Here is a 20,152-nt window from a genome sequence, read left to right on the forward strand (position 1 = left end):
GGCGGTGTGAGGGCCTTGTGATATCCCGCGTGGCCACCTGTGACCGGTGCCCCCGAGAGCTGACGCATCGGGCGCGGACAAGGCAAACTGTCGTAGTTAACAGGCTTGCCTAGGGGGAACGGCGATGGACGGTGGACCGCGAGTACCGGAGCAGCGGCGCCCCGAGTCCGGCTCGGAGGAGTCGACCGCGCTGCGCTTCAGCGTGCTCGGTCCGGTACGTGCCTGGCGGGGCCCTGTTTCGCTGAACACGGGCTCTCCCCAGCAACGCGCCCTGCTGGCCGCGCTGTTGCTGCGCGAGGGCCGGACGGCGACCGCCGGTGAGCTGATCGACGCCCTGTGGGGTGACGACCCTCCGTCGCAGGCGCTGGCCGCGGTGCGGACGTACGCGTCCCGGCTGCGCAAGGCGCTGGACGCCGGGGTCCTGGTCAGCGAGTCGGGCGGGTACGCAGTACGGGGGCTGCCCGAGGGCGCGTTGGACGTGGCCGAGGTGCACGACCTGGCGAACGAGGCGGAGAAGGCGAAGTCGACGGGTGACCTGTGCCATGCGCGGGACCTGCTGGGCCGGGCGCTGGCGCTGTGGGACGGGGAGCCGCTGGCCGGACTCCCGGGCCCGTACGCGGAGGCGCAGCGGGTCCGCCTGGAGGAGTGGCGGCTCCAACTCCTCGAATCGCGCCTCGACATGGACCTGGAGCAGGGCTGCCACGCGGAGGCCGTCAGCGAGTTGACGGCCCTCACCGCGGCCCACCCGCTCCGCGAACGTCTCCGCGAGTTGCTGATGCTCGCCCTGTACCGCTCCGGCCGCCAGGCGGAGGCCCTCGCGGTGTACGCGGACACCCGGCGTCTGCTCGCCGACGAGCTGGGCGTGGACCCGCGCCCGGGTCTGCGCGAACTCCAGAACCGCATCCTCCAGGCCGACCCGGGCCTCGCGGAACCCTCCGCACCGGCGGCGGAGTCCGTGCCGGCACCGCTCCGCCCCCACCAACTCCCGGCGACAGTCCCCGACTTCACCGGCCGCGTGTCCTTCGTAGCGGAACTGAGCGATGTCCTGGCCTCGGCCGAGGGCCGCGTGATGGCGGTGTCGGCGCTCGCCGGCATCGGGGGCGTCGGCAAGACGACCCTCGCGGTGCACGTGGCCCACCAGGCGCGATCCACCTTCCCCGACGGGCAGTTGTACGTCGACCTCCAGGGCGCGGGCTCGCGGGCCGCCGAGCCGGAGACCGTACTGGGCGCGTTCCTGCGGGCGTTGGGCACCGCGGACTCCGCGATACCGGACTCCCTGGAGGAACGCTCCGCGCTGTACCGGTCGGTGCTGGACGGCCGCCGGGTGCTGGTGCTGCTGGACAACGCGCGGGACGCGGCCCAGGTCAGGCCCCTGCTGCCGGGGACGGAAGGCTGCGCGGCGCTGGTCACCTCCCGGGTCCGGATGGTGGACCTGGCCGGAGCGCATCTCGTCGACCTCGACGTGATGTCCCCCGAGGAGGCCCTCCAGCTCTTCACGAGGATCGTGGGCGTCGAACGGGTCGCCGCCGAACGGGAGTCCGCCCTCGACGTGGTCGCCGCGTGCGGGTTCCTGCCGCTGGCGATCCGCATCGCGGCATCCCGGCTTGCGGCCCGCCGTACCTGGACGGTCTCGGTGCTCGCCGCCAAACTCGCCGACGAACGGCGCCGGTTGGACGAGCTGCAGGCCGGCGACCTGGCCGTGAAGGCCACCTTCGAGCTGGGCTACGGCCAGTTGGAGCCGGCGCAGGCGCGCGCGTTCCGGCTGCTGGGCCTCGCCGACGGGCCGGACATCTCCCTCGCGGCGGCGGCGGCGATGCTGAACCTCCCGGTGGAGGAGACCGAGGACCTGCTGGAATCCCTCGTAGACACGTCACTTGTCGAATCGGCGGCTCCGGGCCGCTACCGGTACCACGATCTGGTGCGGCTCTACGCGCGTGCGTGTGCGGAGCGGGACGAGTCGCCGCCGAGCGAGACGGCGGCCGCGGTCTCGCGGTTGCTGGACTTCTACCTGGCCACCGTCTCGGGCGTCTACCTGATCGAACGGCCCGGGGACCGGCTGGTGGACCACCTGGAGCACACCGAACATCCGGGCCTCGTGTTCTCGGACCGGCACACCGCACAGGACTGGCTGTACGCCGAGGCGGTGTCCCTGCTGGCCTGCGTCCGGCAGGCCGCGCGGCCGGAGACACTCCGGCGGGCCGTGGACACCCTGTGGGCGGCGTGCGACCTCGCGGAGTCGGGCACCAACTCCAAGGAGTACGAGGCCGTCGTGGAACGGCTGCGGGAAGTGGCTCAGGAGGCGGGCGACTCCCGCTCCGAGGCACGGACGTTCATGGCGCTGGCCTTCGTGCACCACGTCTCCGGCAGCCGGTTCGACGCGGCCGTCCAAGAGGGCGAGCGGGCCATCGAGCTGGCCGAGGCGGAGGGCGACGCGCTCACCAGCTGCTGGTCGTCGAACATCAGCGGCGCGGTCGCGATGTACCAGAGCCGCCTCGCGGACGCCGAGCAGCACTTCACCCGCGCCCTGGAGAGCTTCCGGGTGGTCGGGGACCGTACGGGAGAGGCGAGCGCCCTGTGCAACCTCTCCCGCACCCATCTGGCGACCGGCCGCACGGAGAGCGCGGTCGCGCTGGCCCGGCAGGGCACCGCGTTGTACGACGACATGGAGCACGACCTCAGGGGCGCCAACGGCCGCTACGCGCTGGGCCTCGCGCTCACCCGGAGCGGGAAACTGGCCGAGGCGACCGAGTGCCTCCAGGAGGCTCTGCGCGTGTTCCGGGACCGCCGGCAGCGCCTGTGGGAGGGCATGACCGTCTTCCGACTCGCCGAACTCGACCTCACGGCACGGCGTCCCGCGCAGGCGGCGGCGAACGCCGAGATGGCGCTGACGCTGCTGCGCGGTGTCGGCGGCGACTGGCGGCAGGGCAACGTCCTCACGGTGCTCGGCCGCGCCCTCACCGGCATCGGCCAGCTGGACCGGGCACAGGTCTGCTGGCGGGAGGCGCTGGACATCTTCGAGACGCTGGGCGCTCCGGAGGCGCAGGAGGTCAGGGGCTTGCTGACGCCGTCGGCGGCGGTCTGACGGCACCCTGGCACGGGCTCTGGCGCTGTATCGTTCATCGTTCGTTTATCGCGGCCCGGCAGTCTCGAACGTGTCGGGCCGTCGCGTCGGGGGGCAGGCGGAACGACACAGTGCCGGGCCTTTAGGGTGAACCGGCCCACAAGATCCGCCCGGCAGTCCTCGGGGGAGTTGCCGGGCGGATCTTGTCCAGTCACCGCACAACACAGGGGAGCGCAAGATGAGCGACGAGAACACCACCGACAACGTCCACGTCACCGACGAGCCGACCGTCGTCACCACGGACAACGTCCACGTCACCGACGAACCGCTGACGGTCACGGCCAAGGACTCCGGCAAGGTCACGACGGACAACGTCCACGTCACGGACGAAGAGGCCTGACAGACCTGCCTCCGCACGGGGGATCGGCCGCGACAGCTCTGGGGGGAGCTGTCGCGGCCGATGTGTTGTTCCAGGGTCCTACAGCGCCCTGACGGCCACCCGCGGTGCGCACAGTTTCCGCAGGTCGTCGGCGTCGGACGTGTACAGCGCGACGTTCCCGGACTGCCGTTCCGCGATCACGGCGAGGGCGGCGTCGATGGCGTATTTGTGGCCGTGCAGGCGGGTGCTCTTCAGGAGGGCGATCGCGGCCTCGGCCACATCCCGTGTCACGGGCTCGACCACGACCCGGGACATCGCCCAGCTCCACGCCGCGAGATTCACCTGTCCGTGGTACGCCTCGATGAGGGTCATAGAGCTGGTCACCACACGGATGCCGGTCCGATGGGCGTCCTTGAGCCGGGCCAACATCATTCGTTCGCCGCGTACCGCCCGCGATAAGCCCTCACTGTCCAGCACATAGGTACTCGCCCCCATCAGCTCGCCTTCGGGTAGTCGACATCGTCGACCCCATGGTGACCGGTGAAATGACGGTCGAGTTCCTTCCGCTCGGCCTCGGCAGCGGCCAGCTCCTCGTCAGTGACGGCCCCGTGCTCCTCCTCCAGCCGGTTCACCAGCTCGCCCAGCAGGTCCTGCTCGTGCTGACGCTCTATGGCCTTGGTGACGTACGCGCTGAACCCCCCCGCCCCCACCTCCCGCCGAATCTGCTCGGCAAGCTCTTCCGGAAGCGTGACGGTGTACTTCTTCGTTGCCATACCAGTCACCATACCGCAGGGCAACCGGGACAACAGGGCCGCTCACAAACCCCGCAATTCCCCCTTCACCACCTTCCCGCTCGCGTTCCGAGGCAGCTCCCCCACGAACTCCACCACCCGCGGCACCTTGTAGTTCGCCATCTCCCGCCGCGCCCAGGCGATCAGGTCGTCGCCGGTCAGCGTCACGTCCGGCCGCCGTACGACGTACGCCTTGCCGACCTCGCCGAGCCGCGCGTCCGGTACGCCGATGACCGCCACGTCCGCCACATCGGGATGCACGCCCAGCAGCTGCTCTATCTCCGCCGGGTACGCGTTGAAGCCGCCGACGATGAACATGTCCTTGATCCGGTCGGTGATCCGGAGATTGCCCTCGTCGTCCAGGACACCGACGTCACCGGTGCGCAGCCAGCCGTCCTCGCCCAGTACCTCCGCCGTGGCCACCGCGTCCTCGTAGTAGCCCCGCATGACGTTGAAGCCGCGCACCAGCACCTCGCCCGGCGAACCGAACGGGGCCGCCACCCGCACCTCCGTCCCCGGAATCGCCCGCCCCGACGTCGACGCGATGACCGCCGGATCGTCCCCCCGCCGGCACATGGTCGCGATGCCGCTCGCCTCCGAGAGGCCGTACGCCGTAAGAACCGTCCCCACCCCCAGCTCCCCCCGCAACCGCTCCACCAGCCGCAACGGCACCACCGCCGCGCCCGTGACCACGAGCCGCAGCGCCGAGAGGTCGTGCGCGTCGCGGGCCGGGTGGTCGAGGAGGGACTGGTGGAGAGTGGGCGGGCCCGGGAGCACCGAGACCCGTTCCGCCGCGATGTTCGCGAGCACCGTGTCGACGTTGAACACCGGCTGCGGGATCATCGTCGCGCCCCGCATCAGACAGGCGATCACCCCCGCCTTGTAGCCGAAGGTGTGGAAGAAGGGGTTCACGATCAGATAGCGGTCGCCCTGCCGCAACCCCGCCAGGTCACTCCACACCTCGTAGGCCCGCAGCGTCTGCGCGTGCGTGATCACCGCGCCCTTCGGACGGCCCGTCGTACCGGACGTGAAGATGATGTCCGAGACCGACGCCCCGTCCAACTCCCCTTCCCGCGCCCGCACTTCATCCGCCCCCACACCCTCCCCGCCCGCCAGGAAGTCCTTCCAGGTACGGAAGTCGGCGGGCGCGTCATCGGCCAGCACCACCACCTGCTCCAGCGCCGGAAGCCCGGGCAGCGGACCGTCCCCGGCCCCCTCCCCCGCCGCCCGCCGCAGCGACGCCACATACGACGTCCCCAAGAACGTCCCGGTCACGAACAACAGCCGCGCCTTGCTGCTCCGCAGCACATACGCGGCCTCGCTCCCCTTGAAGCGCGTGTTCAGCGGCACCAGCACCGCACCCGCCGACACCGCGCCCAGCGCCGAGACGATCCAGTCCGTCGAGTTCGGCGCCCAGATGCCCACCCGGTCGCCGACCTCCACCCCGCTCGCGACACAGGCCGCCGCCGCGCGCTCCACCCGGGCGCCCAGTTCGGCGTACGAGATCCTCGTCCGGCCCTCCACCACCGCCTCGGCGTCCGCGTACCGCTCGGCGGCGGATCGCACCAGGCACGGGATGGTGCCCCACTCCACGTCTCCGCGCATGAACGGCCTCCCCAAACCCAGTAGCTGACTACCCGTCAGATTAGCTGTAGCCTGACGCCCTGTCAGCAGCCCCGGTGTCACGCGGAGGTGCACAGAAACATGGCCGGACTCAAGGACGCGACCGCGATCGTCGGCATCGGGCAGACCTCCTTCGCCAAGCAACTCCCCGAGGACGAGCGGACCTTGGCCTGCCGTGCCGTACTCGCCGCCCTCGACGACGCCGGAATCTCCCCGAGCGAGGTCGACGCCCTCGCCTCCTACACGATGGAGGAGACCGACGAGGTCGAACTGGCGAAGGCGGTCGGCTTCGGGGACCTGACGTTCTTCAGCAAGGTCGGTTACGGCGGCGGCGGTTCATGCGCGACCGTCGCCCACCTCGCCACCGCCATCGCCGCCGGACAGGCGACGGTCGGCGTGGCCTGGCGCTCCCGTAAGCGCGGCAGCGGCGCGAGACCGTGGACCGACACGACCCGCCAACTCCCCACCCCCGCCCAGTGGACCCGCCCTTTCGGGCTGCTCCGCCCGGCGGACGAGATAGCCATGCTCACCCGCCGCTACATGTACGAGTACGGCGCGACCCGGGATCACCTCTTCAACGTCGCCCTCGCCTGCCGGAACAGGGCCAATCAAAATCCGGCGGCCATCATGTACGACCGCCCCCTCACCCGCGAGATGTACATGACCTCCCGCTGGATCAGCGAACCCCTCTGCCTCTTCGACAACTGCCTTGAGACCGACGGGGCGTTGGCCTGCGTGGTCGTCTCCCGCGAACGCGCCCGCGACTGCCGACGCCGGCCCGTCTACATCCACTCCGCCGCCCAGGGCCTCCCCGCCCAGCACCACGGCATGGTCAACTACTGGAACGACGACCCGCTCACCGGGCCCGCCTGGACCGCCGCCCGACACCTGTGGAAACACGCCGACTTCACCCCGCAGGACGTCGATGTCGCCCAGATCTACGACGCGTTCACCGCCCTCGTCCCGCTCTCCCTGGAGGGCTACGGCTTCTGCGGACGCGGCGAGGGCGGCGCCTTCACGGAGGGGGGCGCGCTGGAGATCGGCGGCCAACTCCCCCTCAACACCGGCGGCGGCGGCCTCTCCGAGGCGTACGTCCACGGCTTCAACCTGATCAACGAGGGCGTACGGCAGTTGCGCGGCACCAGCACCGCCCAGGTCCCGGACGCCGCCACCTGCCTGGTGACGGCGGGCGAGGGCGTCCCCACCTCCGCCCTGCTGCTCACGAAGTGAAAGAGGAGTCGACCGCCATGCTCACTCCGCTCACCGACGCCGACGGCGCCCCCTTCTGGCAGTACGCCCGCGAGGGCGAACTCCGCGTCCAGACCTGCGCCGACTGCGCCGAGCCCCGCTTCCCGCCCCGCCCCTGCTGCCCCCACTGCCAGTCCTTCGCGAGTGAATGGCGGCAGGTGAGCGGGCGGGGGCGGGTGTGGTCGTACGTCTTCCCGCATCCGCCGCTCCTTCCCGACTACGCCGCCGTCGCGCCGTACAACGTCGTCGTCGTCGAGCTGGTCGACGCGCCGCGGATCCGGCTGGTCGGGAACCTCGTCAGCGAGGCGGGGGCCGCGCTCAACTCCCTTGCCCCCGGCCGGATTCGGATCGGGGCGCGGGTGCAGGTCGTGTTCGACGAGGCCGGGCTTCCGCAGTGGATCCTGGAGCGGTCATGACTCCCACCACTCCCACCACTCCCACCACTCCCAGCACCCCCAGCACCCCCACCACTCTCACCGTCTCCGCCGACAAGGACACCGGCGTCGCCGTCGTCACCCTCGACCGGCCGCGCAAGCTCAATGCCATCGACCTCGCCACAGCCGCCGAACTGGCCGCCGTATGGCGGGAGTTGCGCTTCGACGACTCCGTACGGGCCGTCGTCCTCACCGGCGCCGGGGAGCGCGCCTTCTGCACAGGGCTGGACCGGGACGCGGTGGTCCCGCAGCCCAACTCGCCGTACATGCAGGACGACCCACTGCTCCACATCGGCCCGAAGGCGAACGACCTGTGGAAGCCGGTGATCTCCGCCGTGCGCGGGATGGCGTGCGGCGGGGCCTTCTATCTGCTGGGCGAGAGCGAGTTCGTGATCGCCGACCCGACCGCCGTGTTCTTCGACCCGCACACCACCTACGGCATGGTCAGCGCGTACGAGTCGGTGCTGATGGCGCACCGGATGCCGTACGGCGAGGTTGCGCGGATGATGCTGATGGGAACGGCGGAGCGGATCTCCGCGCGGCGGGCGTACGAGCTCGGGCTGGTCTCCGAACTCACCGATCCTGGGCGGGCGTTGGAGGCGGCCGTGTCCTGCGCGACCGTCATCGCCGGGTATCCGACGGAGGGTGTCCAGGGCACCGTACGGGCGTTGTGGGCGGCGAAGGAGGCGGCGCGTGCGCAGGCGTATGCGCAGGCGCCGCCCCTGATCGCCCTTGGCAATCTGCCGACCGAACGGCAGGCGGAGTTGTTCGCCGACCGGAAGAACGGCGGCTTCCGGACCCGGTGAGGGTCAGGTTCCGGCGGTGGCCCTGGGGTCGACCTCGCAGTGGTCGACCGAGGTGGAGGTGCCGAGCACACGCACCCGGACGGTCGCCTTGCCGTTCGCCGGGACCTTGACGTCCGCGTAGTTGAAGTCGACCTCGTTGTCCTGGGCGTCCTTGAAGGTGACGTCGACGGAGAAGGTGGCCTTGCGGCTGTTCGGGTTGCTGACCTCGACCGTCGCGTACTGCTTCGTCGCCGTCGCGCAGCTCACCAGCCTCGCCGTACCGTCCAGCAGGCTGCTGCTGCCGCTGCCGGAAGTAGCCGTAGAAGTGGGCGTGGGGCGGTAGTTGGGCCGACGGGTGTACGAACTGCCCCCCGACGTACCGCCTGACGATCCGCCCGACGTCGATGACGTCGACGTGTCGTGATCCTGACTGGAGCTGCTGCACCCGCCCCCACCCCCGCTGCTCCCATGACGGCTGCTGCTGTGATGCCGTCCGGTGGAGAAGCCGGTGAGGGTGAGAACCGTCAGTGCCAGTACTGCCGTGAGTTTGAGCCTGCGCCCCCGCGTTTGCATCCGCTCATGGTAACGACCTCAACGGGCGCCGCTCACGCGGTCCTTGCGGTGCCCGTCCCCTTCTCCGCGTCGAGGGCGTACACGCAGCGGTCCTTGCTGCACGCGTACACGACGCCGTCCCTGACGACCGGCGCCCCAGTGATCTCGCCGCCGGTGGCGAGCTTCCAACGGAGGCGGCCGTCATCGGACTTGAGGGTGTAGAGGAGGTGGTCGGTGGAGCCGAAGTGGATACGGCCCTCGGCGACCGCGGGGGCGCCCACGATGTCGCCGCCCGCCTGGAAGCGCCACTTGGGCGTGCCGGTGACCGCGTCGAGCGTGTAGAGACCCTTGCCGCTGCCGACGTGGACGTGACCGGCGGCGACGAGGACCGGTTCGATCGAGGCCCGGGACTCCGTCGCGATGCGCCAGCGGTCGCGGCCGTCGGCGGCGTCGAGGGCGTAGACCGTACCGAGGTAGTCGGCCAGATAGATTCCTCCACCTGTCACCGCCGGGCCGGGAGCGAAGGTGGGCGCGCAGAGGAAGACGGCCGGGGCCTCGAAGTGCCAGCGGACGCGCCCGCTCGCCACCTCGACAGACAGGACGCGGGTGCCGGCGGCGACGTAGACCTGACCGTCGGGCGCGGGCGTGATCCGTACGGGTACGCCGCCGCAGGAGGCCGCGTCGCCGATCGGGTACGCCCAGCGCTCGTCGCCCGTCCGGGCGTCCAGGGCGCGGAGCCGGGCGTCCTGCCAGACGTACACGGTGCCGTCGTGCAGCGCGGGGCCCGCCTCCGGGGACTCGAAGTCGGTCTGCGCGCCGGTCAGCTGCCAGAGTTTCTGCCCGCTGGACGCCTCCCAGGCCTGCACTCCGCCGCCGCGTGTGCCGGTGACGACGGTGCCGCGCTCGGCCTTGAGGGAGTACACCCAGGCCTCGGTGGACAACCGCCACAGGTCACCGCCCTCACGGGCGTCCAGGGCGAAGAGGGTGGGCCCGTCCGAGGCGTGGATACGGCCGTCCGCGACCGCCATCGACCAGGCGACGTCCCGGGTCTTGAAGCTACGGCGGCCGGTCTGCACGTCCAGGGCGTGCACCTCGAAGGAGGTGACGTAGACGAGGTCACCGGCGACGGTCGGGGTGCCCCAGACGTCGTTCGACATACGGAACCGCCAGGGGCGCCAGCCGGCGGCGGTTTCCGGGGGCAGTGGGGGCGGCGCGGGCACGGCGGGTCCTACGGCGGGTTCCGTGCCGTTGACGCCGGGCCGGGGCCGGGACCAGGAGGCGACCAGGCCGGCCTCCGGAGGGGGTGCCTTCACGGCGGCGGCGCGGGCGTCGGCGACCCGGGGCCCGGGGCCGATGGGCACCGGCGCGCCGGCCAGTCGTACGGGCCCGGTGTCGGGGGCGCCGACCGGGACGGGCACGACGGGGTCGTGAGAGGGCGGCGGCGGTACGGCGACGCGCCCGCCACCACCGCTGCGCCCGGCGGTGGGCGTCGGTTTCACCGGCGGGCGGCCACCACGCCGGGTCTCGATCAGGGTCACCGCGCGCTCGGGCAGCCAGGCCGAGGCCGTACCGCTGTCGTCGGAGCCGGAGCCGAAGAGGTGCGGGGCGAGCTGGGCCTGGAGGTCGGCCGGGTTGGGCCGGCCGGTGGCCTCCATCTGCATACAGGACTCGATGAGCGGGCGCAGTTCGTCCGGGAGACCCTGGAGGTCGGGGCCCTCGCGCAGCAGCATGAAGACGGTCTCGACCGGGTTGGCGCCATGGAACGGGGGGTGTCCGGTGGCGGCGAAGACGAGCATCGAGCCGAGCGAGAACACATCACTCGCGCCGGTGACGCTACGGGAGTCCTTCGCCTGCTCGGGAGACATGTAGGCGGGCGTACCCACCGCCACATTCGTCATCGTCAAACGCGTGTTCGACACACCGGAGGCGATACCGAAGTCGATGACCCGAGGCCCGTCCTCGACCACGAGCACGTTCGACGGTTTGAGGTCACGGTGAACAAGACCCGCCCCGTGAATGGACTGCAGCGCCTCCGCGACCCCCGCCGCGAGCCAGCGCACCGCCTGGGCCGGCATCGGCCCGCACTCGTTCACTATCTCTTCGAGGGAGGGCGCGGGCACATACGCGGTGGCCAGCCACGGCACGGCCGCCCGCGGATCGGCGTCGACCACGGCAGCCGTATAGAAGCCGGAAACGGCCCGCGCCGCCTCGACCTCACGCGTGAAGCGGACCCGGAAGAGCTGGTCCTCGGCGAGTTCCGTCCGCACGGTCTTGATCGCCACCCGCCGGCCGGACGCCGAGCGCGCGAGATAGACCAGCCCCATGCCGCCCGCGCCCAGCCGTCCCAGCACCTCGAACGGCCCGATCCGCCGCGGATCGTGCTGCGTCAGCTGATCCACCACTTGCCTGCCACCTCCCCGTACGGGCCACGCCACCCACATAAGTACGCGACCCCGTGCAGCGTCTCACCACCGCACCGCCATGGCGGCACGCACCCTGATTCTTCCTGGCCGGGCCACAGGTTGCGAACCCGGCGACTAATCGGGGTGTCTCGCCATATCTCCGGACAAACGTCCAGGTGTCAGCGTTGCAGCAGCGCGAACGACGCCCCTTGATTGTCCGTGACGACCGCCACTTTCCCGTACGACGTCTCGAAGAGCGGAACCTGCACCCGCCCGCCGAGCCGCCGTACGGCCCCCAGAACAGGCTCGATGTCCTCGACCCGGAAGTGCACGAGGAAATGCGGCGGCATCTCGACCGGGAAGACGTCGGAGACGGGCGCCCGCCCGAAGTCGGGAGCGGCCTCCGGCCCGAACAGAGCGTCTGTGAAAAGTCCGCCGTAGAAAGTGTTCGCGGTCTCCGTGTCGCGGGCGTACAGCTCGGCCCAGCCGAAGGTGCCGGGCTTGTGCCGGGTGCCGAAACCGGAATGCCGGGCGGCCTGCCACAACCCGAAGACGGCCCCCTCCGGGTCGGCGGCGAGGACGGCGGTACCCAGCTCCCCCAAGGCCACCGGAGCCATCACCACCTGCCCACCGGCCTCCCGGATGCGCCCGCTCAGCCGCACCACGTCCGGCGTCGCGAAGTACACCGTCCACACGGTCGGCATCCGCCCGTCCGCCTTGTGGGCCAGCCCCGCGACGGCCTCGCCGTCCTTGCGGGCCCATACCGAGCCGCCGTACGCCTCCTCGAAGGTCCACCCGAAGAGCTCACCGTAGAAGCGCCTGCCCGCGGCCAGGTCCGGCAGCTGCGCGTCCACCCAGCAGGGGACGCCCTCTCCGTAGGTGTTTTCCTTCGCGGATGCCCTGTTTTCGGCCATACCGTCAAAGTAACGGCGTCGCACGCACCCCGCAGACCAGGCACACCACCCTCCGGACCCCCGTGCACCCCATTTGCAGTCGGCCGAATCGCGCTCCGATCACCCCTCGGTAAGCTGACGGCATGACAGGACAAGTGCGTACCGTCGACGGCCGCGTGGCCGGCCGGCGTGGGCAGGCGACCCGGCAGAAGCTGCTCGACTGCCTAAGCGAGATGCTCAGCTCTTCCCCTTACCGGGACGTCAAAGTCATCGATGTCGCCCGGAAGGCGGGGACTTCACCCGCGACCTTCTACCAGTACTTCCCGGACGTCGAAGGCGCCGTCCTGGAAATTGCCGAGCAAATGGCCACGGAGGGCGGTCAGTTGACCGATCTGCTGGCCGGCCGGTCATGGGTCGGCAAGGCGGGTTGGCAGACCTCCCAGGAACTCGTGGACGGTTTCCTGGAGTTCTGGCGCAGGAACGACGCGATCCTCAGGGTCGTCGATCTCGGCGCCGCCGAGGGGGACAAACGGTTCTACAAGCTCCGGATGAAGATCCTGAACTCCGTGAACAACTCCCTCTCGGACGCGGTCGCCGAGTTGCAGGCCAAGGGCAGGGTCGACAAGGACGTGAACCCGGCGGCGGTCGCCGGTTCACTGGTCGCGATGCTCGCGGCCGTCGCCTCGCACCAGAAGGGTTTCCAGACGTGGGGCGTCAAGCAGGCTGAACTCAAGCCGAACCTGGCGCTGTTGGTCCACCTGGGCGTGACCGGCAAGAAGCCGACGAAGTAGGAGCGGTCCCCGCTTCCCAGGCCCTGGCTTCTCAGGCTCTGACTTCTCAGGTCCCAAGTCCTGTCTCGTGGGCGGTGGTTCACTTAGGTGGACCACCGCCTGCCCTGCATCCACGACGCGTTCAGCGCCGCACGACCCGGAACAACCGGATCTCCCGGTCCACCCGTTTCTGGTACGTGGCGTACGGCGGCCAGAAGACGAGCGCCGCCTTCCACACCTCGGCCCGCTCCTCACCCTCCAACAGCCGCGCCGTGACCGGGATTTGCTCACCCTTCCAGCTGATCTCGGCATCGGGATGGGCGAGGAGGTTGTGCGTCCAGGCGGGGTTGCCGGTACGCCCGAAGTTGGACCCGACGAGAATCCACCCGCCCTCCACCGGCATACAGGCGAGCGGACTGTGCCGCGGCTGCCCACTCCTCGCCCCGGTCGAGGTCAGGATCACCCCCGGCAGCATCTGGGCGCTGAGCAGCACCTTCCCGCGCGTGAGCCGGTGCACGGCCCGGTCCATGGCGGGAATGACATGCGGGGCGATCCGCGCGAACGCCCGGGTCGACGACACCTTCTGCACCGCACGCACACCGATCACACCGTCACCTCGCGACTCTCGAAGAGGTGCGCGCCCTCGGCGGCGTACGCCCGCAGCCGATGCACCGGCCCGAACAACAACTCGTCCCCGGCGGCACGCTTGAAGTAGAGATGGGCGTCGTGCTCCCAGGTGAACCCGATCCCGCCGTGCAGCTGAATCCCCTCACCGGCAGCGGTCCGCAGCGCCTCCAGCGCCTGAGCAAGCGCGAGCCCACCGACCCGCTCCCCGTTGCCGATCGCCCAAGCGGCGTAGTAGGCAGCCGACTTGGCCGCCTGCACCTGCACATACACATCGGCCAACCGGTGCTTCACCGCCTGGAACGACCCGATCGCCCGCCCGAACTGCTCCCGCTGCTTGACGTATTGGACGGTCCGTTCCAAGGCCCGGTCGGCGGCCCCGACGGCTTCGGCGGCGAGTACGGCGGCGACGGTGTCGCCGGTGGCGGACAGTTCCCGTAGGACGTGCGGACTGTCGTCGGCGCCGAGCAATTCAGCGTCTACGTCCCGCAGTTCGAGCCGAGCCTGCGGACGGGTCGCGTCGAGGGAGGTCTGCCGTACGCGTACGAGCCCATCCGCGTCCCCCGCCACAAGGAACAGCAGAGTCCGCGACCGGGCAAAGCCCCCCGCATGGGCGGCGACGAGCAGCAACTCCGCACTGTGCCCGTCGAGCACCTGAGCGACCTGCCCGTACAACCGCCAACCGGAGTCGCCGACTTGCCGGGCCTGCACCCCGCCCGCGCGCCCGCCCCCCGCCCATTCCCCGCCGTTGGGGCCGGTGAGGGTGAGGGCGGTGGTGAGGGCGGTACCGGGTACGGCGAGGGCGGCGGTCAGGGAGCCGGCGGCGATGCGGGGAAGCAGCCGGGCGCGCTGGGTCTCGGTGCCGAGGGCGAGGACGAGGGGCGCGGCGAGCACGGCGGTGGCGAGAAGAGGAGAGGGGGCCAGGAAACGGCCCGTCTCCTCTGCCGCGAGGGCGAGTTCGGTGGGCGAGCAGCCGACACCGCCGTAGGCCTCGGGGAGGGCGAGTCCGGGGAGGCCGAGTTGCTGGGCGAGGGCGGTCCAGAGGGCCGGGTCGTGTCCGGCGGGGGTGTCGACGGCGGCGCGCAACTCGTTCGATCCGCACCGCTTTTGGAGCAGTTCGCGGAGGGTACGGCGGATCTCGTCCTGCTCGGCGGTGAAGCTGGCGTCCATGGCACTTCCCTCCAGATCTGACGGTCCGTCATATTAGGAGTCCGGGCACGATATGCACAGAGGGAGGAGGCGCCTCATGACACCGGGGAGCCGCAAGGTCGCCGTAGTGGGCGTCGCGCTGTCCGACTGCGGGCGCGTGGACGACACGACCCCCTACGCCCTGCACGCCCAGGCGGCCCGCCGCGCGCTGGCGGACGCGGGTCTGGGCCGGGAGGTGGTGGACGGCTTCGCGTCGGCGGGCCTGGGCACGCTGCCGCCGGTGGAGGTGGCCGAATACCTTGGCCTGCGCCCCACTTGGGTCGATTCGACGGCGGTGGGCGGCTCGACGTGGGAGGTGATGGCGGCCCACGCGACGGACGCGATAGCGGCGGGCCACGCGAACGCCGTCCTGCTCGTCTACGGCTCGACGGCCCGAGCCGACATCAAGGCGGGCCGCCGCACCGGCAACCTCTCCTTCGGCGCGCGGGGCCCGCTCCAGTTCGAAGTCCCCTACGGCCATACGCTGATCGCGAAGTACGCGATGGCCGCGCGCCGCCACATGCTCGAATTCGGCACGACGATCGAGCAGTTGGCGGAGGTGGCGGTACAGGCCCGGGCGAACGCGGCCCTGAACCCCGAGGCGATGTTCCGCGACCCGATCACCGTCGACGACGTGCTCTCCGGCCCGATGATCGCCGACCCGTTCACCAAGCTGCACTGCTGCATACGGTCCGACGGCGGGGCGGCGATCCTGCTGGCGGCCGAGGAGTACGTACGGGACTGCCGTACGGCACCGGTGTGGGTGCTCGGGACCGGGGAGCACGTCTCGCACGCGGCGATGTCCGAGTGGCCGGACTTCACGGTGTCACCGGCGGCGGTGAGCGGGCGGCTGGCCTTCGAGCGGGCGGGAGTCGGGCCCGAGGAGATCGACTTCGCGGAGATCTACGACGCGTTCACCTACATGACGTTGGTGACGCTGGAGGATCTGGGTTTCTGTGCGAAGGGTGAGGGGGGCGCCTTTGTGGAGAAGGGGCGGTTGCGGGTGGCCGGCGGGGAGTTGCCGGTGAACACGGACGGGGGCGGGCTGTCGGCCCAACACCCCGGGATGCGGGGGCTGTTCCTGCTGGTGGAGGCGGTGCGGCAGTTGCGGGGAGAGGCCGGGGCCCGTCAAGTGACGGGCGCGGACGGCGACTTGCCGCGACTCGGAGTCGCCTCCGGGACGGGCGGCTGGTTCTGCTCTTCGGGGACGGTGGTGCTGGGGCGGGATTGAGCCATCAGGGACTTCCAGGACCGGTTCCGCTTGAAGGGCAGTTCGAAGATCTGGGAGAAGAGCCATGCCGTCAGCACCGACACGGGCAGGCCCAGGAGAAGCGTGAAGCAGAAGGTGTGCAGCCCGGGCGCGACGAAATGCGGGGCCACTCGGCGGATGACGACCAGGACGATCGGCAGGTGGATCAGGTAGAGGCTGTAGGAGAAATCACCGAGGCGCTGAAGGGGGCGCGCGGTCAACAGCCGTACGAGGAATGCGGGTTGGCCGGTGGCGACCGCCGCGATGAGCATCGTCATGGCGGGAGCGATGGCGAGGTCGATCCAGAAGTAGTGGCGCACCGTCCAGACGGAACCCTGGATGAAACCGAGAGCCAGCACAGGCAGGGCGGCCAGGACGGCGAACCACCCCCACGGCAGACGGCGAACCCGCTCCGACGCGACGACGATTCCCGCACCCACCACTCCCGCGACGAACACGGGGGCGAGATGCGGGGCGAGCCAGTTGTCACCCTCGACCGGGTTCGCGCCGGGGGCCATCAGTCCGCTGACGATCACCGGGAGCGTCACGCACGCGACCACGGCGGCCGCGCTGAACCGCCGCCGGACAAGAAGGATGAGGGGGAAGAGGAGATACAACTCGGCCTCCACCCCGATCGACCAGAACGCGCCGTTCGGGGTCGGGGCGAAGAGCACATCCTGAAGGACAAGGCCGTAGACGATAAGTGATGACCCGTCAGGCGCCCCGTAGTGCGAAGCCGGGACCACGAACAGCGAGATGACGAGGCTCATGGCCAACGCCGCCCAGTACGGTGGCAGGATGCGCCAGGCGCGTCGGCGCAGGAACTGGGCGACACCGCCCGACCGCCAGCCGTGCCGGGCCGGGGAGATCGCGAGCGAGAAGCCGGACAGCACCAGGAAGAAGACGACGGCGATACGCCCGAACATCAGCAAGTCCAGCACCCGGGGCGCCGAACTGTCGGGATACCCCGGGAAGGCGTACAGCCAGCAGTGGAACAGCACCACATACAGCGCCGCCAGCCCGCGGAGACCATCCAGTCCCCGCACCTGCCGACGTACGGGTGCTTCGCTCGCTCTCACATCCACTGAAACTGAAATCGCTCGGCCCTTCCTTCGACGCCACCCTCGGCGAGTGGTACGCGGCGTCCGGCCGCGCAGTTCAATGGTCGGGGTGGACCGTGATGACGGCTTTGTCGTTGCCCGGGTCCGGGTCGCGGTCGCCGACGTACCAGTCCTGGGCGGATTTCTTGTCCTGGAGGGTCAGGGTGCCTTCGCCCGGTTCGCCGAGGCGCATCGTGAACGTGAAGGTCTGGGTCTTGCCGGGCTCCAGGGCCTTGACGTCACAGGTGTAGGTGAAGGCGCCGTTCTTGCAGTAGGGCTCGTAGGAGTCTTCGTCGTACTCCTGCATGGGCTGCTTCACCATCTCCATGCCGAGCGGCGGGCTGAACACCAACTGCTCCGCGGCGCCGGCGTCGGCGGGGCCGTCGTTGCGGACGGTGAGCTTGAAGGTCCGCTTGGTGCCGGGGGCGCCGTACAGGTTCACGTCGGAGACCGAGTAGTCGGCGTGGGTGTCGAGCACGACGTTCGTCCAGCCGCCGCCCTGGGCGTAGGTGCCCTTCTCGGCGGCGGTGGCTTCAGGACGGAGAACCGGACCGTCACCGTGCTCCCCACCGGCCATGACACCCCCGTTTTCCGACCCCATGTCCAGCGCCCGGGCCTTGCTGTTGAAGGAGGCGTACATCTTCGTCTTGGGTGCACGGAGCCGGAGCACGGGCCGGACGGTCACGGTCTGCCCGGGCGCGATGCGGAGATCCGGGAACTCGCAGACCGCGATGTGGCCCTTGTAGAAGCTCGGATAACGGCAGTTGGCGTACTGCTCCTCGAACTCCAGTTGTTCCAGGCCGACTTCGAGCACCAGTCCCCTGACCGGCACCTCGCCGGTGTTCCGGATGACGATCGGCCGGCTCAGCTCGGCCCCCGGACGAACTCCGCCGAGTGACTTCGCTGTCAACACCTCGACCACCGGTTCGCCTACGACAGCCTTCGTCCGCGCGGTGACCTTCTTGCCGCTCCGGTTCGCGTACGTGTACCGGACCACACCGGTGTCCCCCGGCTTGCTGCCCTTCGCCGCGACCAGGGAGACACCGCCGTCCGACCGGCTGTCGTAATCGGAGCGCACCTCACACGTCATATGTGTGGGGCTGCCCGTGCAGGTGCCGCCCTTGCGCAGTACGACCGCGCTCTTCGCGCCGGGCAGCACGTCCACGGTGAGGGTGTGATCGGCGGACCCCCTGACACCGGTGTGCGCCTTGCCGTCGTCGGCGGAGAAGTGGAACGGGTCCTTGTCATGGGGGCCGGACTTGTCGCCGACGGGGCGCAGGTAGAAGACCTCGGGCGCGGTGATCGAGGGCGCCTTGTCGGTGGTGCCGCAGGAGGTGAGGGCCGTGAGCAGGAGGGTGGCGGTTGCTCCGACGCCGGCTGCGCGCTTCAACGGACGGCGCGGAGGAACTCGGTCCAGGTGGTGGGGGTTACTCCGAGGGTGGGGCCGGTGAGGTGCTTCGAGTCGCGGATGTGGATGGTTTCGGGGGTGGGGGCTATTTCGAGGCAGGCGCCGCCCTCGTTCGTGCTGTAGCTCGACTTGAACCAGGCCAGTTCGGTCGTGTTCACAGTTGCCCCGCTTTCCTCTCGATGAGTTCTGCGGATTCCCATGGCGTGAGCGCCTGGGCCCGCAGCATGCCGAAGAGGTCGAACAGCCCGTTGACCTGCTCCGGCTTGGAGATCAACGTACTGCCTGCCTGCGACTCGACGAAGACGAGATTACGGCCCTCTTCGGTGCTCATCAGTTGCATGGGCCCTTGCAGACCCGCGTGCATGTGCCGTTTCGTCGGCATGACCTGCACCGTCAGGTGGTTCAACCTCTGCATCAGGTCGGCCAGTTGCAACAGTTGCTCCTTGAGCACCGCCGGGCCGCCGAACTCCCGCTCCAGCGCCGACTCCCCCATCAGGAAGCTCACGCGGGGCGGCGGATTGCGGGTCAGCACCGCCTACCGTTCCAACCGCGCGCTGACGTGCCGTTCGATCTCCGCTTCCGTGTATGCGGGTACGCGTGACACGTACAGGGCCCGCGTGTAGGCCTCCGTCTGGAGAAGGCCCGGAATCACCAACGTCTCGTATCCGCTGATGATTCGGGCGAGCCGCTGAAGCCGGACCCAGTTCAGGTACTTCGGCGGGTATTTCTCCTCCTCCATCATCTCGATGCAGGCGAGAAACGCACCGCGCCCGTCCAAGCCCCTGTCCGCGTCCTCCAGGAACCCTGTTGTCGGGATGCGCTCACCGCGTTCATAGGCCCCGAACAACGACTCGGAAACCATGACGCGTTCAGCGGCCTCCCTCTGTGTGAGCCCCAACCTCAGCCGGTGAATCCGCAGCAAGTCCCCCACGAACTTCCGCACCAGGGACACCTCACCCTCAGCCCCCACAACGATCACCTTCCTCCCCACAAAACGGCAATGTGCATCGTGTTCGCCTAGTCACGCTAAGCAATCCCGGCAACGCTCGCACCCATGACGCAGAAACTCACCCCGAATTGGGTCCCACAGTCTGGGCTTCAACTACGCCTGGCCGGAGTCCACTTCGACGCGATCCGGGTCGGCGGCATCCGTGGGGAAGCGGCACTGCACCACCTCTCCACCCTCACCGACGGTCACCCCGGCCCCGTCGTACGCGAAGTGAACGGGAACCGGTGGACGTACTTCCTCCTCGCCCCCGGAGACAGCACGGAGGACGACTGGCCGCCCGGCGTACGGAGGTTCTCGCGGTCGACACGGGACGAGTACATCGGGGTACCGGCGCCGGAGGGCAACACGTATCCGTTGAGTTGGCGGTGCGGGGCGCCGGAGGTGGGGGAGTTCGTGGACTCGGAGTTGCTGCATGGGGTGTTGATGGCTCAGCTGACGGAGGGTGTTGATGACGAGGGCGGTCATCAGTGAACGTTGGGCCACTCGCTTCCCAGCCAGTGTCGGGCTTCCGCGGCCCGAGTAAAGGGCGCTCCCTGCGGTCGCGTCGGCTGCGCCGATTCCGCTTCGCTCCACCCTTGACTCGGTCCGCTCCAGCCCGTTTGAGAAGCGAGCGAGCAGCCCGGAGGAACGGGTGGC

The 20,152-nt window shown here is 70.0% G+C and carries 19 protein-coding genes and 1 pseudogene; 8 read left to right on the forward strand and 12 right to left on the reverse strand.

The genetic code is table 11. The annotated features are described in order from the left end of the window. The first annotated feature begins 124 nt into the window (after positions 1 to 124). Both OG588_RS20865 and OG588_RS20870 read left to right on the forward strand, forming a co-directional pair. Positions 125 to 3,082, forward strand: coding sequence for a BTAD domain-containing putative transcriptional regulator (locus tag OG588_RS20865; RefSeq protein ID WP_405948616.1), 2,958 nt, complete (start codon positions 125 to 127; stop codon positions 3,080 to 3,082). Positions 3,083 to 3,299: 217 nt separating this feature from the next. Continuing rightward, positions 3,300 to 3,461 carry a hypothetical protein gene (locus OG588_RS20870; RefSeq protein WP_398849956.1) on the forward strand — a complete coding sequence of 54 codons (162 nt, stop codon included), beginning with the start codon at positions 3,300 to 3,302 and terminating at the stop codon, positions 3,459 to 3,461. Between the two features lie 78 nt (positions 3,462 to 3,539). Here OG588_RS20870 and OG588_RS20875 read toward each other — a convergent pair whose 3' ends face one another. The 3 genes from OG588_RS20875 to OG588_RS20885 are packed head-to-tail and all read right to left on the reverse strand — an operon-like array spanning position 3,540 to position 5,836. Beyond that, a complete protein-coding gene (locus tag OG588_RS20875) occupies positions 3,540 to 3,935 on the reverse strand; it encodes a hypothetical protein (protein ID WP_405948617.1) in 396 nt (131 codons plus the stop codon). Next, positions 3,935 to 4,213 (reverse strand): hypothetical protein, encoded by a 279-nt coding sequence (locus tag OG588_RS20880; RefSeq protein ID WP_019057385.1) that lies wholly within the window; start codon positions 4,211 to 4,213, stop codon positions 3,935 to 3,937. Before OG588_RS20880 ends, OG588_RS20875 begins: the two co-directional genes overlap by 1 nt. A 42-nt stretch (positions 4,214 to 4,255) precedes the next feature. Next, positions 4,256 to 5,836 (reverse strand): FadD3 family acyl-CoA ligase, encoded by a 1,581-nt coding sequence (locus OG588_RS20885; protein ID WP_405948618.1) that lies wholly within the window; start codon positions 5,834 to 5,836, stop codon positions 4,256 to 4,258. Between the two features lie 99 nt (positions 5,837 to 5,935). Between OG588_RS20885 and OG588_RS20890 the strand changes: the two genes are divergently transcribed. From OG588_RS20890 to OG588_RS20900, 3 genes are read left to right on the forward strand one after another with little or no spacing between them, the layout of a single operon-like run. Beyond that, the gene (locus tag OG588_RS20890; protein WP_405948619.1) at positions 5,936 to 7,084 is read left to right on the forward strand and encodes a lipid-transfer protein; all 1,149 of its coding nucleotides are present in this window, start codon (positions 5,936 to 5,938) and stop codon (positions 7,082 to 7,084) included. A gap of 17 nt (positions 7,085 to 7,101) precedes the next feature. Next, positions 7,102 to 7,518 (forward strand): Zn-ribbon domain-containing OB-fold protein, encoded by a 417-nt coding sequence (locus OG588_RS20895; protein WP_405948620.1) that lies wholly within the window; start codon positions 7,102 to 7,104, stop codon positions 7,516 to 7,518. Further along, positions 7,515 to 8,342: an enoyl-CoA hydratase/isomerase family protein gene (locus OG588_RS20900; protein ID WP_405948621.1), complete on the forward strand. Its 828-nt coding sequence runs from the start codon at positions 7,515 to 7,517 to the stop codon at positions 8,340 to 8,342. Before OG588_RS20895 ends, OG588_RS20900 begins: the two co-directional genes overlap by 4 nt. A gap of 3 nt (positions 8,343 to 8,345) precedes the next feature. On the opposite strand, the gene OG588_RS20905 is transcribed toward OG588_RS20900, so the two are convergent. From OG588_RS20905 to OG588_RS20915, 3 genes are all read right to left on the reverse strand, one after another. Continuing rightward, positions 8,346 to 8,894: a hypothetical protein gene (locus tag OG588_RS20905; RefSeq protein WP_405948622.1), complete on the reverse strand. Its 549-nt coding sequence runs from the start codon at positions 8,892 to 8,894 to the stop codon at positions 8,346 to 8,348. Between the two features lie 32 nt (positions 8,895 to 8,926). Continuing rightward, entirely contained in the window at positions 8,927 to 11,275 is a 2,349-nt protein-coding gene (locus tag OG588_RS20910; protein ID WP_398849950.1) for a PQQ-binding-like beta-propeller repeat protein, read from the reverse strand. 179 nt (positions 11,276 to 11,454) lie between these two features. Next, positions 11,455 to 12,189: a VOC family protein gene (locus OG588_RS20915; RefSeq protein ID WP_405948623.1), complete on the reverse strand. Its 735-nt coding sequence runs from the start codon at positions 12,187 to 12,189 to the stop codon at positions 11,455 to 11,457. A gap of 134 nt (positions 12,190 to 12,323) precedes the next feature. Between OG588_RS20915 and OG588_RS20920 the strand changes: the two genes are divergently transcribed. Further along, a complete protein-coding gene (locus OG588_RS20920) occupies positions 12,324 to 12,959 on the forward strand; it encodes a TetR family transcriptional regulator (protein WP_019057375.1) in 636 nt (211 codons plus the stop codon). A gap of 121 nt (positions 12,960 to 13,080) precedes the next feature. Here OG588_RS20920 and OG588_RS20925 read toward each other — a convergent pair whose 3' ends face one another. Continuing rightward, positions 13,081 to 13,545, reverse strand: coding sequence for a nitroreductase/quinone reductase family protein (locus OG588_RS20925; protein ID WP_405948624.1), 465 nt, complete (start codon positions 13,543 to 13,545; stop codon positions 13,081 to 13,083). Then, complete coding sequence (locus OG588_RS20930; protein WP_405948625.1) at positions 13,542 to 14,732, reverse strand: acyl-CoA dehydrogenase family protein; 1,191 nt, start codon at positions 14,730 to 14,732, stop codon at positions 13,542 to 13,544. The genes OG588_RS20925 and OG588_RS20930 overlap by 4 nt, the downstream gene beginning before the upstream one ends. 76 nt (positions 14,733 to 14,808) lie before the next feature. Here OG588_RS20930 and OG588_RS20935 point away from each other — a divergent pair, with 76 nt between their 5' ends. Next, positions 14,809 to 15,981: a thiolase C-terminal domain-containing protein gene (locus tag OG588_RS20935; RefSeq protein WP_405948626.1), complete on the forward strand. Its 1,173-nt coding sequence runs from the start codon at positions 14,809 to 14,811 to the stop codon at positions 15,979 to 15,981. Here the strand turns inward: OG588_RS20935 and OG588_RS20940 are convergent. From OG588_RS20940 to OG588_RS20955, 4 genes and pseudogenes are all read right to left on the reverse strand, one after another. After that, the gene (locus OG588_RS20940) at positions 15,879 to 17,045 is read right to left on the reverse strand and encodes an acyltransferase family protein (RefSeq protein ID WP_405948627.1); all 1,167 of its coding nucleotides are present in this window, start codon (positions 17,043 to 17,045) and stop codon (positions 15,879 to 15,881) included. The two genes, OG588_RS20935 and OG588_RS20940, sit on opposite strands and share 103 nt — an antisense overlap. Before the next feature lie 112 nt (positions 17,046 to 17,157). Next, complete coding sequence (locus tag OG588_RS20945; RefSeq protein ID WP_405948628.1) at positions 17,158 to 18,489, reverse strand: hypothetical protein; 1,332 nt, start codon at positions 18,487 to 18,489, stop codon at positions 17,158 to 17,160. Then, positions 18,486 to 18,665, reverse strand: coding sequence for a DUF397 domain-containing protein (locus OG588_RS20950; RefSeq protein WP_366093443.1), 180 nt, complete (start codon positions 18,663 to 18,665; stop codon positions 18,486 to 18,488). The genes OG588_RS20945 and OG588_RS20950 overlap by 4 nt, the downstream gene beginning before the upstream one ends. Then, positions 18,662 to 19,498: pseudogene (locus OG588_RS20955) on the reverse strand (helix-turn-helix transcriptional regulator). Before OG588_RS20955 ends, OG588_RS20950 begins: the two are co-directional and overlap by 4 nt. Positions 19,499 to 19,561: 63 nt before the next feature. Here OG588_RS20955 and OG588_RS20960 point away from each other — a divergent pair. Continuing rightward, positions 19,562 to 19,987 carry a hypothetical protein gene (locus tag OG588_RS20960; protein WP_405948629.1) on the forward strand — a complete coding sequence of 142 codons (426 nt, stop codon included), beginning with the start codon at positions 19,562 to 19,564 and terminating at the stop codon, positions 19,985 to 19,987. Positions 19,988 to 20,152 lie beyond the last annotated feature (165 nt).

Origin of the sequence: Streptomyces prunicolor (assembly GCF_045162825.1) — a bacterium.
GTDB lineage: Bacteria > Actinomycetota > Actinomycetes > Streptomycetales > Streptomycetaceae > Streptomyces > Streptomyces prunicolor.

Bases quoted from the DNA above. Each gene is read 5' to 3' on its own strand.
- OG588_RS20870 (WP_398849956.1), top strand. From the start codon at position 3,300: ATGAGCGACGAGAACACCACCGACAACGTCCACGTCACCGACGAGCCG.
- OG588_RS20865 (WP_405948616.1), top strand. From the start codon at position 125: ATGGACGGTGGACCGCGAGTACCGGAGCAGCGGCGCCCCGAGTCCGGC.
- OG588_RS20875 (WP_405948617.1), bottom strand. From the start codon at position 3,935: ATGGGGGCGAGTACCTATGTGCTGGACAGTGAGGGCTTATCGCGGGCG.
- OG588_RS20960 (WP_405948629.1), top strand. From the start codon at position 19,562: ATGACGCAGAAACTCACCCCGAATTGGGTCCCACAGTCTGGGCTTCAA.
- OG588_RS20915 (WP_405948623.1), bottom strand. From the start codon at position 12,189: ATGGCCGAAAACAGGGCATCCGCGAAGGAAAACACCTACGGAGAGGGC.
- OG588_RS20930 (WP_405948625.1), bottom strand. From the start codon at position 14,732: ATGGACGCCAGCTTCACCGCCGAGCAGGACGAGATCCGCCGTACCCTC.
- OG588_RS20885 (WP_405948618.1), bottom strand. From the start codon at position 5,836: ATGCGCGGAGACGTGGAGTGGGGCACCATCCCGTGCCTGGTGCGATCC.
- OG588_RS20880 (WP_019057385.1), bottom strand. From the start codon at position 4,213: ATGGCAACGAAGAAGTACACCGTCACGCTTCCGGAAGAGCTTGCCGAG.
- OG588_RS20935 (WP_405948626.1), top strand. From the start codon at position 14,809: ATGACACCGGGGAGCCGCAAGGTCGCCGTAGTGGGCGTCGCGCTGTCC.
- OG588_RS20900 (WP_405948621.1), top strand. From the start codon at position 7,515: ATGACTCCCACCACTCCCACCACTCCCACCACTCCCAGCACCCCCAGC.
- OG588_RS20890 (WP_405948619.1), top strand. From the start codon at position 5,936: ATGGCCGGACTCAAGGACGCGACCGCGATCGTCGGCATCGGGCAGACC.
- OG588_RS20895 (WP_405948620.1), top strand. From the start codon at position 7,102: ATGCTCACTCCGCTCACCGACGCCGACGGCGCCCCCTTCTGGCAGTAC.
- OG588_RS20905 (WP_405948622.1), bottom strand. From the start codon at position 8,894: ATGCAAACGCGGGGGCGCAGGCTCAAACTCACGGCAGTACTGGCACTG.